This is a genomic window from Teredinibacter haidensis, from assembly GCF_014211975.1.
Taxonomy (GTDB): Bacteria; Pseudomonadota; Gammaproteobacteria; order Pseudomonadales; family Cellvibrionaceae; genus Teredinibacter; species Teredinibacter haidensis.
The window spans coordinates 2,996,443-3,012,577 of sequence record NZ_CP060084.1 but is presented as its reverse complement, the minus strand read 5'-3'; the positions used below and the strand labels follow the sequence as shown (position 1 = coordinate 3,012,577).

Here is a 16,135-nt window from a genome sequence, read left to right as displayed (position 1 = left end):
TGAGGTCGTGCCTGCAACTTATCTTTTATTTGTCTCCATATATTGGCCGAAAGGTATCGTTATGTAATACTTTTACTCCCTATCATTGGATGTTGGAGCGCGTATGGCCCAGTCGGAGCAGTTGATCGCTACCTTAAAACGGGAGTTAAGGCGAAAGCATATCACGTACCAGAAAGTTGCCCAGAAGCTTGAACTCAGCGAGGCTTCTGTTAAACGTATGTTTGCTTCCGGTCAATTTACTCTTGAGCGAATAGACACGATTTGCGGACTGATCGACTGGGATTGGATCGATCTCGTCGAGGCAACCAAATCTAGTGAGAAAAAGTTAGACCACCTCACGGAGGATCAGGAGATAGAAATCGCCAAAGATCTGGAATTGTTGATGGTTGCCGTTAGTGTGATTAACGGCTTTTCGTTCCAGGATTTAATCAACCACTACCAACTTACCGAGACCCAATGCATTCAAAAACTGGCCAAACTGGATCGCCTGAATTTAATTGAGCTGTTACCGGGGAATCGTATTAAACGAAAAATTTCCACCAACTTTCGCTGGAATCCCCGCGGCCCTATTCAACAATATTTTCTCGATGTGGTTGTGCAACAGTTTTTTAATACCCGCTTTGCGGGGGAAGAAGAGAAACTTGTGGTGATGAACGCGTTGCTAAGTGATACCGCGCATCAGTCGATGCAACAGAAGATGGATAAGCTGGCGGTAGAAATGAGCCAGGCAATGCAAAGCGAAGCGGATCTCCCCATAAAAGCAAAAAAGGGCAATACTCTGGTTATAGCACTTCGCCGTTGGCGCTATGGACCCTTCGACGCTCGAACCCGCGCCCCCAAAAACCAAAAGTAGCGGGCCACTAACCGCAGCGTATTACTATATTCAACTTTTACAGAACTCGTTGAGGTGCCGGTCTTGCCGCTTTAAATTCAACTTTCCCCATTTTCAGTTTAGGAGAAAGTGTTATGAAAATTAAGCGTGTGATTGCCAGCTTCAGCCGTCAAATTGATGATTTTGTTAATCAAGTTGAAAACCATGAAGCTGTTGCAGAATGTGCTATTGCCGATGTCCGTCAGCACACAGCAAAAATCCATAGCCAGTTGAATCAGGTTCTCGGCCGCGTAGAGCGCTTTATCCAGCGGGAAATTGAGCTGGAAATGCAGTGCGAAAAATGGGGGGTGCGTGCAACCGCCTGTGGCCTGGAGAATAGAGCAAAAGCGCTGCAGTGTTTACAGGCGCGAAAAAATACCGAAATAGAAATACAGCAGGTTGCCAGGCAAAAGCATAGTGCCGAAACCCTCTTGTTTGAACTGCAAGAGCAGCTTCGACACGCAGAGCAAGCGCTAATGGAGTTAGAAAATAGAAAAGCGAACCTCTCTGTCCGGTCTGCCCAAAACCGCATTACTAAAACAGCATCAATCTACGCTGCGAATAGTGAAACAACTGACTCGGTTTTTCATCGTTGGGAGGAAAAAATACTCGCTGACGAATACGTACCTTCAGGTGGTAGCCATGAGCTTGTTGGCCTCGAGGCTCAGTTTAGTGCGGAGGAAAATCGGGAACAGTTGGAACGAACGTTAGACGAACTGCTGAAATATCAGAGTGATCAACAGGGAGTTGAACAATGAATTCCGAATATAACGTGTTTTCCCGCGTAGACAAGAGCAGTGCCGCGACAGCAGAACCGGGTATGGATGAACATTCGGTAGGGGTGGTCGCGGACTTTAATTTGCCACAGTTTCTTCGTGGTGCGGGCGCCTTGGCTGTGGGGATATCCGGGTTGGTATACATGCTACAAGGGTTGAATGGCGTAGATGACGCGCTACGCTACTGGGCCTACCTGGTGTTGATGGTTGTGCTGGCGGTTGGTGGTGTATTTAGCCAATCGTTTATGAAGGACGCCAAAGGTGCGCGCCTCTTTTTTGCCTTATCCTGTCTATTGGTGCCTGTGCAGTTTTCACAGCTATCGGCAATGCTGCACGACATGTTGGTTTCTCACGCTGGTGATATAGGTACATCGCCGTTGGCAGTTGTTGGGGGCGTAAGTGCAGTTGTAGGTGGCTTTTCCGCGTATTTTGGTTTGTGTATTCTTGCTCGCCCATATGCTGGCTACTTAACTGTTGTCTTTTTAATGCTGAACGCTCTGTTGCTTATCCCCTTGCGAGGATTTATCCCCGTTAGTCTTTTATGCGTATTCATTCTTGTTGCTTATGTGTTTGTTGATAGAACTATTTTTATGCGGGATAGACGCTTTTTTCTTTTGGACGGCGTTACTGTGAAGTCTATGTTGTTATTGCCGGGAGTGGTCGTAATGTCCCGTTATGGTTTTAGCGTTGGCGATTTTTTCGGTGTTTGCTTGCTAGCGAGTGTATTGGCCGCCGGGGCCGCATTTGTGAGCGTAAAATATGTAACTAACGCTTCGATCAAAGTTCTTAGCTTGGCAACGTGTTTCACTGCAATTTGTCTGGGCTGGCTGGGAATGGCTGTAGAGTTAACCACCGGATTCCACTCTGCTCTCGCTATTGAAAGTGATTATAGCGTCTATGTTTTTTGCGTTCCGTTGATTGCAGTAGCGTTGCTGTTTGCTGAGGTTAGCGAGCATCAATTTTTTTATCGTTGTCTGGCACTACTACCGAACGTTGTGGTAAATATTTGTGTTTTAGTTAGTGGGAACCTTTCTGTCGTGGTTATTCTAGCGTTGGCATCTATGCTGCTGATGGGTTATGCGCTAATACAACACTCGAAATCGATACTGGTTGTTGGAGGTGTGAGTGTCGCGCTAAGCGTGGGGGAAATTGTATTGCTATCGATCGACGCGATTAATATTCATGCATGGCTAGGTATAGCAATTGTCGGTGTTGTTCTGCTAATACTGTCTTCGTTTTTTGAACGATTTGGTCGTTCGCTGTTAAATCATGGGCGAGCGAGCTATTCCGAAGTTCAATCCTGGTCGTTTTAGTCGTGGCTCCTAGTTGGCCCGAATTTCACGCGGTGAAGCTCGGGCGCCATCACCCCTCTGCACTCCCTTTAGCGTTCATATTTCCAATAAAAAATACACGCGATAAGACACACAAAAGTAATGGGCAAGCAGAGGAGTAATTGCACCGACCAACCGTAATTAAACAGGACCCAGCCTGCCGTAAGTGACGCAATTGCCTGGGAGGAGAAAATTGTAAAATCATTGACGGCCTGGGCTTTAAAACGCTCATTCTCGCGATAAGCTTTAGGCAGGATAGTGGTGCCAGATACAAATAAAAAATTCCAGCCAATCCCCAGGAGCACCAGTGCCCACCAGTAATGAATAACTTCATGGCCCCTTGATGCAACGGCAATAACGGCTAAATATAAAATGCTGCCACAAATTAACAATGGGGCAGCACCAAAACGTTTAATTAAAAACCCGGTAAATAGTGAGGGTAAAAACATTGCCACAATATGGCTTTGAATCACCCATTTGGATTCTTCAATACTGTGCCCTTGTATCAAGTGCATGCTGATTGGGGTGGAGGTCATCAAAAACACCATAACCACATAGCCCACAAGGGATGCGAGCACCGCCACTAAAAAGAGCGGCTGGAGAACAATCTGAATTAGAGGGCGTGGATTTATATCTTTTTCGGCTAGCTTTGGTTTGGGATTGTGAAACTGGCTAAAGACCAGGGCACCCAAAGCGATCAGAATACCCATTAATAGAAAGGCGACGGTGTTTGCTGAAGCGCTTGATGATAGGTGTTTGGCAATGCCGGCCAACTCGGGCCCAAGAAGACCTGCAACGATACCGGAGATCATCAGTACCGATAACGCCGGCCCGATATTGTTGGCATCCTCCAGGCTTTCTATCGCGGCGAAACGTAGCTGCTGATAAAACCCGCCGCTGGTGCCGACCAAAAATGTACCGGAGAGCAATAAATAGAACTCTCCCAACCAGGCAGAAAGCGCACATAGATTAACGCCCGTAAAGGCAAGCATCATCCCTAGAAACGAGGCCTGCTTGCGGCCCCATTTTTGTGCCAGCAGAGCGGCAGGCACGGTCGCGCAGGCGACGCCGACAACTGCGATGGCCATTGGCAGGGTTGCCAGGTCTTCTGCTGGAGCCAAGGTGGCGCCAACAATTCCGCTGATCAAAACCAATAGCGGCATAGCGCCCTGTAGCAGCGCAAGCGCCAGGGCTATAACCCATATATTTTTGGGGAGCAATTTTAGTGTGCTTATCATGCGCTGTCCTTGTGTGATTGGGGAAAATACCACAGTTCTGCCCTACTTAGGTGACCGGGGCTGGGCGAGGCTATAAATCATCGGTGGTGGACGTGTATTTGCAACTTTTGGAGGCGATAAAGCGTTATAGGCGACATGAGAAAAATAACGAGCGTTATTGGGAAAGCGGGCCGGGGGGGGGTGAGGCGGCTTCTGCGGAAGCCGTGCTTGCGCCCCATCTTGCGGCGCTCTATGCACAGGCGATGCGTTTTTGTGGGGACAGGCCCGCAGCGGAAGATCTGCTGCAGGAAGTAGTTGTTTACGCATTAGAGCACGAGAAGAAGGTACTGAGTTTAGACCCTGTGCGCCCCTGGTTAATGCGCTGTCTTTATCATCGTTTTATCGATACAACCCGCCTGAAAAAAAGAGAATCCCATCGCCTGATGCAGGTTGATAGTGACGAGTGTGTAAGCTCAGCCCCGAACCCAGAAGCCAGCTATTATCACCGTCAGGTGATGCTGGCGCTGCAGGCGCTTACTGCTGAGCAGCGAGCGACTGTAACGTTATTTGATATTGAAGGTTACAGTTTACAGGATATTGCTGAAATTTTAGAGATGCCTGTAGGGACTGTTAAATCCCATATTCATCGTGCGCGTAAAAAATTAAAACTTCTACTTTCACTGCAACCGACAGCGGAGATTGTTCGTTTACAGGGCCAGAGGGCTATATAAATGCGATGTAACCAGGTTCAGCAGTTTGTTGATGATTACTTTGATACGGGCTTGCCCGGTTATGATCACGCGGCATTTGAACGGCATTTGCAGAACTGTTCGCGATGTTGGTCGGTGTATGAGGCGCACTTATTTTACTTAGATAAAATGCGCTCGCTTCGCACCGTTAAATCTAACCCTGACGAATTGGCAGCGGTTCTAAACAGAGCGAAAATACAATTAAACGATCACAGGTCTGGGAGAAATCAACGCAACTTATTTGCACGAGGGTTTATCGCTATTGTATTGCTCCTGGGCATTGGGCTACTGGGCTTCGAGTGGTTTTACTCTAAAGCTCCGGTGGAGCCACGAGTTATTGCGAGCGTGACTGACGATGCGCCGCGGCTCAAAGACGTTAGCGTTGTTATATCGGTACCAGAGAATCTTGACGGTACACGTATTGTACTGCAATTACCTGACGGAATTCGTATTCAGGGCAGTAACCAGGCGAGTGTTAGCTGGAGTGAAGATTTAGTTAAAGGTGTGAATGAATTGGTTCTGCCGTTGAGTGTTTCGTCGGGAGTCGATCTTGGGCGTAAACACGAGATCGATGCCACACTTATTTATAAAAACAAGCAGAAAAAATTTCACCTTAAGGTGGATTTAGATAAAACCGAAGATCTCAATCGTGCGGACGTTTTACGTGGATCGAGCGGTTTTCAAGCGACTTAAAGGCCTGCCGATCAATAGCAGGAGTAACATATGAATAAACTTTATTTGATTTTTCTGTGTGTGATAAGCACGAATTTATTAGCACAGGATGAGCTTATGCTCGACGATGTGACGATGGATGTGGTCGATGATATAGAGTTTCCTGATCATCGGTTTTTTCCTCCTGGGCGCAATATTATCATCGACTATATGTTGGAGAACGGTGATATTACAGCAGAAGATCTGCAGGGCTTAAAGGGCGAATTTAAAGCAGATATGGAGCGCTTGCGGGTAGCTTATGAATCCAAGGATTTTGAGGCAATCAAAGCCATTCACGAAGAAATGGCCGCTATGCGACGGGAGCGCAAGCAGGCGTTTAAGGCATATATCGAAGAAAATGAAGAGCTGCAAACTCTTCTGGAAAATATGCGCGAGGAGTATATGGCCCGTCACCGGGAAATGTTCGGCGGGCATTCAATGCCTGGGATGTTTTTCGCCGGAAGGGGCTCGCATTTTAGTGGCCGAGAGCCGCAAGAAATCCCTCAAGGATCCCCCGCCCTGCCCGGCGGCGCGCAAGGCGAGCACACAGGATCAAGTTTTGAGCCATCAGAGATTATGCCAACGTTTGAACCTCCTGTGTATGGACGGGGTTCTACTCCACCGGTTGATACTGCCTTGGAACCTCCAACGGCACCGTCTGCAGCCATGCCGGGTTTTGGATCGGAATCCCACTCTGAGATGATGGAGACATTTCAGCGGCAGATGGAAGAGCATAAAGAAAAAATGGAAGAGCACCGACGGCGTATGGAAGAATTTATAAGAGAGATGGAGGAAAAGAAAAAAGAGGCAGAAGAGGAGGATGAAGACGCTTGATTTCCCGGCTAGAGAAAATTTGTAAAACGCAAGGTCGTTGATCTTGCGTTTTTTTGTGTTCGGGTAAGATTAAAAGTAAAGGCCTGGAGTCTGAAGTGAAATGTTACGTAATAGGGATTTTGTTTCTTTTTGCCTGTTCAGCCTGGGCTGAGGATGAGGCCTATAAAAAAGGAAAGGCCGCCTTTCAACAGCAGAACTATAAAGAGGCTGCTGCGTATTTTAAGCAATCTATCTCGGCGGGAAACCGGAGTTCAGGTGTTAAATATAATCTTGCGATTAGTTTCTTCAAAACGGGGGACGTGAAACGTGCAAACAAGCTTCTTCGAGAAATGATGGCGAGTGGACATTATTCAGGCAAAGTCATCTATTCTCTCGCGGTAACAGAAAAGTATATGGGCAATACCGAAAAAGCTATTCAGTTATTCCAGGCCGCAGCCCAATCGGATACTAATCTTGCAGTAAGTGCAAATAAACAATTGCACTTACTGGGTGAGAAAATGAGCCGAGAGAATGATCTTGCGGCCAGATCAGAGGCAGTGAAAAATATTTATGCCAATATGAGTTTAGCGCGTGGATACAACGATGCTGTTGTTGTGCGAGGCAGCAATGAGGTGACTGGTAACGGCGATGGGTTTTGGGAGACCATGGGGGCGGTATTTTGGCGGGATTTTACCGGGGGAAAAAATAGTGGCTGGAGCCTCAATGGCTTTATTTTAGGGAATAAATACGATCAAGTCGACGCGCAAAATTACCGAATGATATCTGCGGGTATCGCTAAGGAGTATGACCGTCAATGGGGCCAATGGTTTGGCGGTGTAGATTTTGACAGCTCCTGGCTAGGGGGGGAGGGGTACCTACGCGGTGTGTCCCTTTACGGAGGATTAAAGAAAAACATTAGCGACCACAACTTGCAGTTTAAATACCGTTTTAAGCAGGCCTCCAGCCAGGGTAGCCGCTACAGTGCCTATGAGGGCGATAGCAGTCGGCTGACGTTGCGTTACGATTTGAAGCCGATGGGAACACACCGCGTTGGCTTTCGCGCAATGATGGAGGTTATCGACAGGCCTGTGACGTTAAGTGCGTTTCCGGTGATAAATGAAGTGATTGTGTATACGCCAACGGGCCCACAGAGTGAGTACGAGATAGTTTATCGGGATTATGATCAGGATTTATCGGTAGCCCGTAATCGGTTGTTGGTAAGCTGGACAAATCAACTGGCCGATGGTCTTCGATTGTTTATGGATGCGGAGCTGGGGGGGGCGGGTTACTCTTCTTATCGGCAAGGCGATCTCGACGGTACGCTACGCGAAGGGCGTAATGATCGCTGGTTTGGCTTTTCTGTTTCTGCCGAAAAAAAATTGAAAAAAACGCTGAAACTGCTGGCGAAGGTTCGCTACAAATCCAACGATTCTAACGTCGATTCTTCAGATTATGAGCAGGTAGTTTTTGACGTCGGCGTACACTGGAATTATTAATGTGAATCGCGGCGCCAATTTTTCCTTGTTCGATCCAAGGGTATAGTATCTTTCACTTTTTCTTGACACGTTATAACCCCATAATGGCAGAATCCTTCACACGTTAAGGCGGTTGGTTGCTGTGCGCAGCCCGCGCGCACAATCTTTCTGGAGTACTCCATGATCGAATTGACAATAAATAATAAAAAGGTGTCTTTGGATGCCGATCCCAATATGCCCTTACTCTACGCTCTGCGAGATCTTGCTCAGTTAACTGGAACAAAATTTGGCTGTGGAGTGGGCCAGTGCGGTGCCTGTACGGTGCATATTAATGGGCAACCCACGCGCTCTTGCCTCACGCCCGTATCCGCAGTGACGGGAGCCAGTATCACTACGATAGAGGGGCTTGCCAACGAGCAGGGGCTTCATCCCGTGCAGCAGGCCTGGCTGGACAACAATGTTCCCCAATGCGGTTATTGCCAGAGCGGGCAATTAATGAGTGCTTCGGCATTGCTGGCGGACAATACATCGCCTAGCGATGAGGATATTGATACGGCCATGCAAGGTAATATCTGCCGCTGTGGCACCTATCCACGCATCCGCAAAGCGATCAAGCAGGCGGCGGTTATGATGCAGGAGGTGGAGTAATGTCAGATATCAGCACGATCAGTCGAAGACGTTTTTTTAGCGCGACCGGTTTGAGTGGTGGTGCCTTTATTCTGGCTGCAACGCTACCCGGCGTGGGCTGCTCGAAGGGCGTGGAGCCGCTTTCATCGGAGCCGGTGGGTGAGCAGCAACTGGGCTTCTTTGTCAGTATTGATGGTAATGGCAAGGTGGATATTGTGTGCCACCGAATGGAGATGGGGCAGGGTATTCTGACCAGCGCTCCACAAATGATAGCCGATGAACTGGAGGCGGATTGGAGCCGTGTGTCGGTGACGCTTGCCAAAGCCGATCCTAAATATGGCAATCAAAGCACGGGTGGCTCGGCTTCTATCCGTCATTTTTTTGAATATACGCGGCAAATGGGGGCTATCGCACGCGATATGCTGGAGCAAGCTGCTGCGAAATTCTGGGATGTTGCCAAAAGTGAAGTAAAAGCCGTGAAGCATACGGTTGTCCACGTTTCCTCTGGGAAAACACTCAGTTTTGGTGAGTTGGCCGAATTGGCGGGAACATTACCGGTGCCGAGTGCTGATAGTATCCCATTAAAAAAACAGGCTGATTTTTCACTGATTGGGCAGGATGTGAAATTAGTTGGGCAGGAAAATATTGTGCAGGGTAAAGCACAGTACGCACAGGATATTCAACTGCCGAATATGTTGATCGCCAGTATTGAACGGCCGCCGGTCGTTGGTGGAAAGGTAAAATCCTTTGATGCAACTGAGGCAAAAAAAGTTGCCGGTGTTGTCGATGTTATTCGTCTGAAAGACCGTTTCTTTCCCGTAAATGCCTGGCCTGTTTCGGGCGTTGCTGTTTTGGCGACCAATACCTGGGCTGCCCTAGAAGGGCGCAATAGGCTAAAGATAGAATGGGATCTGGGGGCCAATGCTAGTCACCAGTCTGAAGCCTATAAGCAGGAACTCGTCAAAAAGGTGAATACACCCGGTATTGTAGTACGCAAGGAGGGGGATGTTTACCAGCATACCTATCAGCAGGAGCAAACCCTTGAAGCAACCTATACGGTGCCCTATCACCATCATATGTCTATGGAAACGCCTGCCGCTTTAGCAATGCAGGAGGGGGAGCAATGGGTAGTCTGGGCCGGTTCGCAAACACCTCAGTGGGGAAAGCGACTGGTGTTGGAAGAGTTGGGCTTTAACCCGGATACCGATGGCGATAAAGTCGATTTTAATCTTACCCTGATGGGTGGTTCTTTTGGTCGCAAAGGGAAAAATGATTTTGTCGTGGAGGCCGCAGAGCTTGCGAAAGCCAGTGGCCGACCAGTAAAAGTGGTTTGGAGTCGCGAGGACGATGTTAAGCATGGTTTCTACCACTCCATTGCGGCGAATTATTATAAGGCCGAGCTAACAGAGGACAATCGCGCGGAATACTGGATTCAGCGAGTTGCCCATCCTCCAATTGGTTGGTTGTTCAATAACAATAATGATGTACCGGGTAAGGGCTCGTTAGCCCAGAGTTTTTCGGATCAGCCATTTGATGTCGAGCACCTCAGTTGCGAAACACAAAAGGTCAGTACCCACGTTCGTGTAGGTTGGCTGCGCTCGGTGCAGAATATTAACAATGCCTTTGCCATGGGTTGCTTTGTTGATGAGTTGGCCGCAAAAGCGGGAATCGGTACACGTGAAATGTGGTTCAACCTACTGGGCGAAGATCGTATTATCGATCTCACTAAGGAAGGCTTAGACGGCTGGGAAAATTATGGACAAAAATCCGAAGCCTATGCGCTGAGTACAAAGCGGATGAAAAATACCATTGACACTGTCTGCAAAAACGCAGGCATAGACAAGACGCTGGCTGAAAACGAGGGCTGGGGAATTTCCTATGCGACTAGTTTCAATTCCTATGCTGCCGCAGCCACAAAAGTACGTGTGGTCGATAATAAAGTGAAGGTGCTAGAAATGCACAGCGCTATTGATTGCGGCATCGTGGTCACTCCAGATCGAGTGAAAGCGCAGATGGAAGGCGCCATGATTATGGGCTTATCCATGGCGCTTTCCAGTGAAATAACGTTTAAGGACGGTGTTGCGGTGCAGAATAATTTTCACGATTATCCCGTTTCGCGTATTCAGGAGGTGCCGCCCTTATTTGTGCATTTGGTTCAATCGAGTGATGCCCCTGGAGGGGTTGGTGAGCCTGGTTTGCCGCCTATTATGCCGAGCATCGTTAATGCGATTTACCATGCTAGTGGGAAGCGTATTCGCGACTTGCCTGTTAGCAAGGAACTTGAAGTTGTTTGATTTGGCTCGTAAAAACGGTGCGATTGCTTGATGCATTCTAGTTGTCTCAATCCATCGCAACGTTTTAGCAAAAGCTTTGAGCCTGATTCCAGATGCTCGCTGGTATAAATCTTAGAGGTGATTGTGCCGAGATGTTTTATCACCAGGTTCTTGAGCGTGCCTTTTTACTGGAAATCTCCAATCCCCTGCCCATCATGGCGAATTGAATGTTGATCGTATCGCCCGTCAGATATTGCCTGCAGCGATATCGCATTGTTTTAAATGCGAGTGATAATTGCTGGTGCTAAGTGGTTTTTCGATAGCTGGGGGCTACCTGCAGGTCCTACTTTCCCAAGATAGAAACGGTTTTTGAGAAGTGCAATACGCCCATCTCTGAAATAATAGTTACGTGCAAGTATTGCCCGAGTGAAATACTTGCGTATATGCTAGCTGCCCGATTCAAAATCCGCCTGTAAAAACGAGAGTTTCTGATGTTGCAGTCCCTTCTGGATACCTTTTTCAGCTTTAAAGCTTATGTGATGCTTCCTATTATCATCTTTATGATTGCCTTGCTTGTTGGCCTGTCGTTAAGAAAATCGTTTATCGCCGCGGTAGAGCTGGCCGTAGGTTTTGCGGGGGTTTTTATCGCTTTTGATTTTTTTGTGGCCAATATTAAACCTGCTGTAGAGCAGCTTTCGGTTATGCGTGGTTTGGATTTTCCTGTTTTGGACGTAGGTTGGCCTCCGCTGGCCGCCATCACTTGGGCATCCCCCATTGCAGCTATTGCTATACCCTTTGTTCTCGTATTAAACCTCGCGCTAATCGCTATTGGTGTAACGCGAACTATCTATATTGATATTTGGAACTATTGGCATTTTGCGTTTTTAGGTGCATTGGTAATGAATATATCTGGCAGTATGGCGATGGGGCTACTGGCCACAGCTATTCTGGCAATATACTGTTTTAAGCTTACCGAGTGGACCGCGCCCGACGTAGAAAGAGAGATGGGCTTGAAAGGCGTGTCGGCTTCGCCTGTATCGGTGAATGGGATTGTGCCCTATACCGCGCTGGTGAATGCTCTGATCGACCGCCTGCCGGTGTTGAATAAAATTGAATATAATCCTGAGAAAAATACTGATACGGATAGTGATAACCCAATTTTGGCCTTGTTAAGCGAACCCATGGTGATAGGAATCCTTATGGGGTTAGCGCTGGCAGTTGCCGCCGGTTACGATCTAAAACAGAGCCTGGAGTTAAGTGTTCATATTGCTGCGGTGATGTTTATTTTGCCAAAATGCGCGGGGCTAATTGGTGAGGCGATGGTACCGATTACCGCAGCGCTTAGATCGCGAGTTGAGAAATATTTTCCACACCGTACCAATTTGGTGGTAGCGCTAGATACCGGATTTTTAATGAGCCATAAATCCGTGATTGTCACGGGGCTAATATTAATGGCCTGCGCCATTGTGATCGCATTGATACTGCCGGGTAACAAGGTCTTGCCTTTGGGAGATTTACCCAACCTTATTTCCGTTATGTCGATTTCAGTCTTAATGTTTAGAGGTAATGTTTTTAGAGCTGTTTTGGCTGGTATTCCGGTTATCGTTACATTTTTATTGGTGGCGACGGAACTGGCTCCGAAATACACCGCGCTTGCGGCGCAGACATCGGCTTTTAATACCGACGGAATGGGGCTGATAACGGCGTTTACCGATGGCGGGCATCAAGTCCGTTACCTTTTATATTCATTGTTTCAAGGTGAATGGTTTGCGGTGATTTTGGCCGCGCTGTTGTTGGTTGCAATGTGGTTTACGCGGCGGCGCTGGAAAGCTTTAACTAAAAATGGGCATTGATATAGAGAAGCTTCCAATCGGAATACAAAATTAATTTGATTATAAAGTATGAGGTTTTTTTGGGGCTGCTTTTATCGAGCGCTCCTTTTTTTGAGTGTTTCAAAAATAGGAGCGCTTTCTTATACGTTTTTTCTGCAGTGGTACTTTGCTGTACTGCCGAAACTTGTTAAGTTTTCGATTGATAATAACTACAGGTGGAATTAAGTTAAGCTATCTTAATTGTTTGGCGATTCTTCTGCTTCCCCCGGAAATAGCGGTGTTGCGGCTTTTTTGGGCCGATATAAAGCGCAGCGACTGTGCGCATTAATAGCTTCGATCAAATGTGGGTGCGTTGACTTTGATCAAGTCGCTGCCCAGAATCAGCAGGTCAGAAGATCTGCGTTCGCCTCCTGTGTGTAATAACAATAACGAATGCGATAATTTCACGAACCGACGTTAGCTCAGAAGCACAACGCGGATTGTACGCAGCCAAATCTTCTGGTTTCCTCAAATCAGTAAAGCTAATTTACAACGGCAGATTTTTTCTATTGCAGGTTGTATGTCGTATAGCGTTTTTATTTTGAGATGTAATCTGCAACCCAATAAAAAATAATACCAGGGGAGCAGTTCATATTACCTGTTAAGCTAGGATAAAAACGATGATGAAAAATACCATTAAATTGGCGGGCACTGGTGTCGCGCTTATGGTCTACTCTGCCTTTTCTATTGGTCACGGATATGTTGATAATCCCGGTGCCCGTAACTATTACTGTGGTGCCGTAACGAAGCCAGATCAGGCGCAAAACGGTACTGGTGAATACGCGGTGTGTGCCGATGCTTTTGCTAACGATTTCAACGGTGGTTATCAGTATATGAGTGTTCTTACTCATGCTGAAGGTCGTAAAGTTGAAGGTCGTAGCAATAACGTTTGTGGTTACGATAGTGAAACTTGGAACGGTGGCCGCACTCCTTGGGATAACTCCATTGATTGGCCCGTTAATGCAATGAACTCTGGTTCAAATACTTTTTCGTGGGATATCAGTAATGGCCCACACTTTGACGATACTGCCGATTTCCGGTTCTGGATTACCAACAATGGTTTTAATTACCAGCAGGGTGTGGATTTGAGCTGGGATGATTTCGCCGATGCTCCTTTCTGTGATCTGGATTATGATCACTCCAACCAGGGTGCTTCTCCAAGTGTTGTCGCCGACCCGGGTACATCTCACTTTCATGTAACCTGTAACGTTCCGAACCGTACAGGTCGGCATGTGATATATGCAGAATGGGGCCGCAACGAGTATACCTATGAGCGTTTCCACGGTTGTATTGATGTGAGCTTTGGCGGTGGGACTAACCCAACTCCAGTACCGACACCGGTACCAACGGCTCAGCCAACTCAGGTTCCTACACCGGTACCAACGGCTCAGCCAACTCAGGTTCCTACACCGGTACCAACGGCTCAGCCAACTCAGGTTCCTACACCGTTACCAACCGCTCAGCCAACTCAGGTTCCTACGCCCGTACCAACGGCTCAACCGACTCCAGTACCTACGCCCGTACCAACAACGGCACCCGGTACTGGTTCAAGCTGTAACTGGTATGGCTGGGAAGTTAAAATTTGTGAAAATACTGCGGATGGTTGGGGGAATGAAAACAACCAGACGTGTATCGGTCGCAATGTTTGTGGTGACCGTGTAATCAACTAAATTTGTTGATTTCGTCGAGAGCCAGCCCGACTTTATACGGGTTGGCTCTTTTCCATTAATTCCCTAAATAAGGATCTAGATAAGGTTCTGGATATGGTAGGTTTTTCCCGGTTGTTTCTGGGCTCTCTTGCGCTGGTTTTTATATTGTTAATTGCTGCAGGTATTTTGGTGAACATGCAAATGTCTAAACCCGGAGAGGGGAAAGTATTGTCTTCTAGGTCGGAATCGGGTTTGGTTCATTCGGAGCATAGTGATAGCAACGATGGTCTCGTGGCGAAGGTTCAAGTAATTGCATTGCCTGAGCAGAATACTCTTCAATCAGAAGCGCCGAATCTGGAGGAGGCTATTACGAGCGAAGACGATATTTTCAAAATGACCGAAGACGAAACCCTAAAGGCTGTACAGGGTATGGAAACGACGGTTTTTAAACGCGCCGATAGACTATTTCAAGCAGAAGACATTGATCCTGAGTGGGGACCTGAATATACGAATGAATTTATGAGTATGTTTCAGCAGCACCTGGGCCTCGCCAAAGTCAGCTTAAAGCAACTGGAATGCCGTTCAACGCAATGCCAGGTTATTGTTTACACCCCGAAAGGGCTTGATGCCGATTATTTTACGGCTATGTTTTACGATGCTTTAAAAACGTATGAAGGTGGGAAACTTAATCAGCCTGCTGCGATTGCCCGGCAAATGGCTATGGGTGTAACCTCCGTCTATATTCCCCGTGCAGGCCACACCTTAAAATTCTATACGATCGACAATTAGCCTTTCACTTTACTTCCTCCTATGGCCTGCTTTTACTGGTCGAGAACAGCGTTATCTTTAACGTCTTCCTGCTTCCTGACAAATAGGGCATTGATCCTTTTTGATTAAGGTCCGTCATCAAATATAAAAAATGGCTACTCTTTCCACGCGCGACTCCGTGTGTGCGTTGGGCGCAGACTATTGATAAGCGTGTAAAACCTTGTTGTCTGTAGATGATTGAGCGGAATGGCTGTTGATTCAAGAGAATTAAGGGAGCCGTCAATTAACGGTGAGCCGGGTTTCCGCTGAGTGCGTGTGAAGTGATGGCGTTTGTTTGTGCATGTGGAGCTTCCCAAGTTTTCATGCTTGGGAAGCCCTGAGAAAACAAGGGTTATTGGCTGTATTTTTGGGCGAAAGCCATTATTTTTTCGCCATTGCATTCAATTTTTGAATAATCGCCGTACTTGGCTTTTTTAGCCAGGGCTTTTAACTCTTGTTTGCCGTTAGCAGCGGCTATGCAAAGCTGTGTCTCAATGTTTTTGTCTGAGGGGTAAAGCTTGTAGACGTTAACGTTGATATTGTCAGCTTCCAGCTGAAGTTTTCGATATTTTTTAACAAATTTCTTAATGGGTAAACCATTGCACTTTATCATCTTTGTTTCTGCCGTAACCTTGAATGATTCATCCATAACTGCATTAATACATGTTTGTGCTTCTTCAGTTTTATCGGCGTTAGTCAGCGTTAGTTCTGCGTATGAAGACGTAGAGAAAACGATTGAAAGTAAAAATAATGCGAGTTGATGTCGTGCTTTCATAGGGGGATAAACCTCTCCAAGTTGATTGGGGTGCTACTGAGAAAAATAGAATTCTAAAGGAAATGTTTTTTTACCAAGTTAATAATTGGGCTGTTGGTTTCTGGAACTGGTGCCGATTGACAAGCTTTAGTTGGACTATAGACATTACTTTCGAATTCACAAATGATTAGGTCGTAATAGTCTTTATTCT

At 47.0% G+C, this 16,135-nt stretch carries 14 protein-coding genes; 12 read left to right on the top strand and 2 right to left on the bottom strand.

Annotated elements, in window-relative coordinates:
* Positions 1–103: 103 nt before the first annotated feature.
* The 3 genes from H5715_RS11975 to H5715_RS11965 all read left to right on the top strand — a co-directional run bounded on the left by H5715_RS11975 (position 104) and on the right by H5715_RS11965 (position 2,960).
* Positions 104–853, top strand: coding sequence for a helix-turn-helix domain-containing protein (locus H5715_RS11975; protein ID WP_075187766.1), 750 nt, complete (start codon positions 104–106; stop codon positions 851–853).
* 113 nt (positions 854–966) lie between these two features.
* Positions 967–1,629, top strand: coding sequence for a PspA/IM30 family protein (locus H5715_RS11970; RefSeq protein ID WP_075187765.1), 663 nt, complete (start codon positions 967–969; stop codon positions 1,627–1,629).
* Positions 1,626–2,960 (top strand): hypothetical protein, encoded by a 1,335-nt coding sequence (locus H5715_RS11965; RefSeq protein WP_075187764.1) that lies wholly within the window; start codon positions 1,626–1,628, stop codon positions 2,958–2,960. Before H5715_RS11970 ends, H5715_RS11965 begins: the two co-directional genes overlap by 4 nt.
* A gap of 68 nt (positions 2,961–3,028) precedes the next feature.
* Here H5715_RS11965 and H5715_RS11960 read toward each other — a convergent pair whose 3' ends face one another.
* Positions 3,029–4,216: an MFS transporter gene (locus H5715_RS11960; RefSeq protein WP_075187763.1), complete on the bottom strand. Its 1,188-nt coding sequence runs from the start codon at positions 4,214–4,216 to the stop codon at positions 3,029–3,031.
* A gap of 92 nt (positions 4,217–4,308) precedes the next feature.
* Between H5715_RS11960 and H5715_RS11955 the strand changes: the two genes are divergently transcribed.
* The 9 genes from H5715_RS11955 (at position 4,309) to H5715_RS11915 (ending at position 15,152) form a co-directional block, all read left to right on the top strand.
* Entirely contained in the window at positions 4,309–4,926 is a 618-nt protein-coding gene (locus tag H5715_RS11955) for an RNA polymerase sigma factor (protein WP_185906524.1), read from the top strand.
* Positions 4,927–5,637 (top strand): zf-HC2 domain-containing protein, encoded by a 711-nt coding sequence (locus tag H5715_RS11950; protein WP_075187761.1) that lies wholly within the window; start codon positions 4,927–4,929, stop codon positions 5,635–5,637.
* 30 nt (positions 5,638–5,667) lie between these two features.
* Positions 5,668–6,489 (top strand): polyadenylate binding domain-containing protein, encoded by an 822-nt coding sequence (locus H5715_RS11945; protein ID WP_075187760.1) that lies wholly within the window; start codon positions 5,668–5,670, stop codon positions 6,487–6,489.
* Positions 6,490–6,584: 95 nt separating this feature from the next.
* Entirely contained in the window at positions 6,585–7,964 is a 1,380-nt protein-coding gene (locus tag H5715_RS11940; RefSeq protein WP_075187759.1) for a tetratricopeptide repeat protein, read from the top strand.
* Positions 7,965–8,123: 159 nt separating this feature from the next.
* Complete coding sequence (locus tag H5715_RS11935) at positions 8,124–8,591, top strand: (2Fe-2S)-binding protein (protein ID WP_075187758.1); 468 nt, start codon at positions 8,124–8,126, stop codon at positions 8,589–8,591.
* The gene (locus tag H5715_RS11930) at positions 8,591–10,864 is read left to right on the top strand and encodes a xanthine dehydrogenase family protein molybdopterin-binding subunit (protein WP_075187757.1); all 2,274 of its coding nucleotides are present in this window, start codon (positions 8,591–8,593) and stop codon (positions 10,862–10,864) included. The genes H5715_RS11935 and H5715_RS11930 overlap by 1 nt, the downstream gene beginning before the upstream one ends.
* A gap of 470 nt (positions 10,865–11,334) precedes the next feature.
* Positions 11,335–12,696 (top strand): PTS transporter subunit IIC, encoded by a 1,362-nt coding sequence (locus H5715_RS11925; protein WP_075187756.1) that lies wholly within the window; start codon positions 11,335–11,337, stop codon positions 12,694–12,696.
* Between the two features lie 638 nt (positions 12,697–13,334).
* The gene (locus H5715_RS11920) at positions 13,335–14,384 is read left to right on the top strand and encodes a lytic polysaccharide monooxygenase (RefSeq protein ID WP_185906523.1); all 1,050 of its coding nucleotides are present in this window, start codon (positions 13,335–13,337) and stop codon (positions 14,382–14,384) included.
* Between the two features lie 93 nt (positions 14,385–14,477).
* Positions 14,478–15,152 carry a hypothetical protein gene (locus H5715_RS11915; protein WP_075187755.1) on the top strand — a complete coding sequence of 225 codons (675 nt, stop codon included), beginning with the start codon at positions 14,478–14,480 and terminating at the stop codon, positions 15,150–15,152.
* 370 nt (positions 15,153–15,522) lie between these two features.
* Here H5715_RS11915 and H5715_RS11910 read toward each other — a convergent pair whose 3' ends face one another.
* A complete protein-coding gene (locus H5715_RS11910) occupies positions 15,523–15,945 on the bottom strand; it encodes a hypothetical protein (RefSeq protein ID WP_075187754.1) in 423 nt (140 codons plus the stop codon).
* Between the last annotated feature and the right edge of the window lie 190 nt (positions 15,946–16,135).

Bases quoted from the DNA above. Each gene is read 5' to 3' on its own strand.
- H5715_RS11920 (WP_185906523.1), top strand. From the start codon at position 13,335: ATGATGAAAAATACCATTAAATTGGCGGGCACTGGTGTCGCGCTTATG.
- H5715_RS11970 (WP_075187765.1), top strand. From the start codon at position 967: ATGAAAATTAAGCGTGTGATTGCCAGCTTCAGCCGTCAAATTGATGAT.
- H5715_RS11935 (WP_075187758.1), top strand. From the start codon at position 8,124: ATGATCGAATTGACAATAAATAATAAAAAGGTGTCTTTGGATGCCGAT.
- H5715_RS11915 (WP_075187755.1), top strand. From the start codon at position 14,478: ATGGTAGGTTTTTCCCGGTTGTTTCTGGGCTCTCTTGCGCTGGTTTTT.
- H5715_RS11945 (WP_075187760.1), top strand. From the start codon at position 5,668: ATGAATAAACTTTATTTGATTTTTCTGTGTGTGATAAGCACGAATTTA.
- H5715_RS11950 (WP_075187761.1), top strand. From the start codon at position 4,927: ATGCGATGTAACCAGGTTCAGCAGTTTGTTGATGATTACTTTGATACG.
- H5715_RS11930 (WP_075187757.1), top strand. From the start codon at position 8,591: ATGTCAGATATCAGCACGATCAGTCGAAGACGTTTTTTTAGCGCGACC.
- H5715_RS11975 (WP_075187766.1), top strand. From the start codon at position 104: ATGGCCCAGTCGGAGCAGTTGATCGCTACCTTAAAACGGGAGTTAAGG.
- H5715_RS11925 (WP_075187756.1), top strand. From the start codon at position 11,335: ATGTTGCAGTCCCTTCTGGATACCTTTTTCAGCTTTAAAGCTTATGTG.
- H5715_RS11910 (WP_075187754.1), bottom strand. From the start codon at position 15,945: ATGAAAGCACGACATCAACTCGCATTATTTTTACTTTCAATCGTTTTC.
- H5715_RS11960 (WP_075187763.1), bottom strand. From the start codon at position 4,216: ATGATAAGCACACTAAAATTGCTCCCCAAAAATATATGGGTTATAGCC.
- H5715_RS11965 (WP_075187764.1), top strand. From the start codon at position 1,626: ATGAATTCCGAATATAACGTGTTTTCCCGCGTAGACAAGAGCAGTGCC.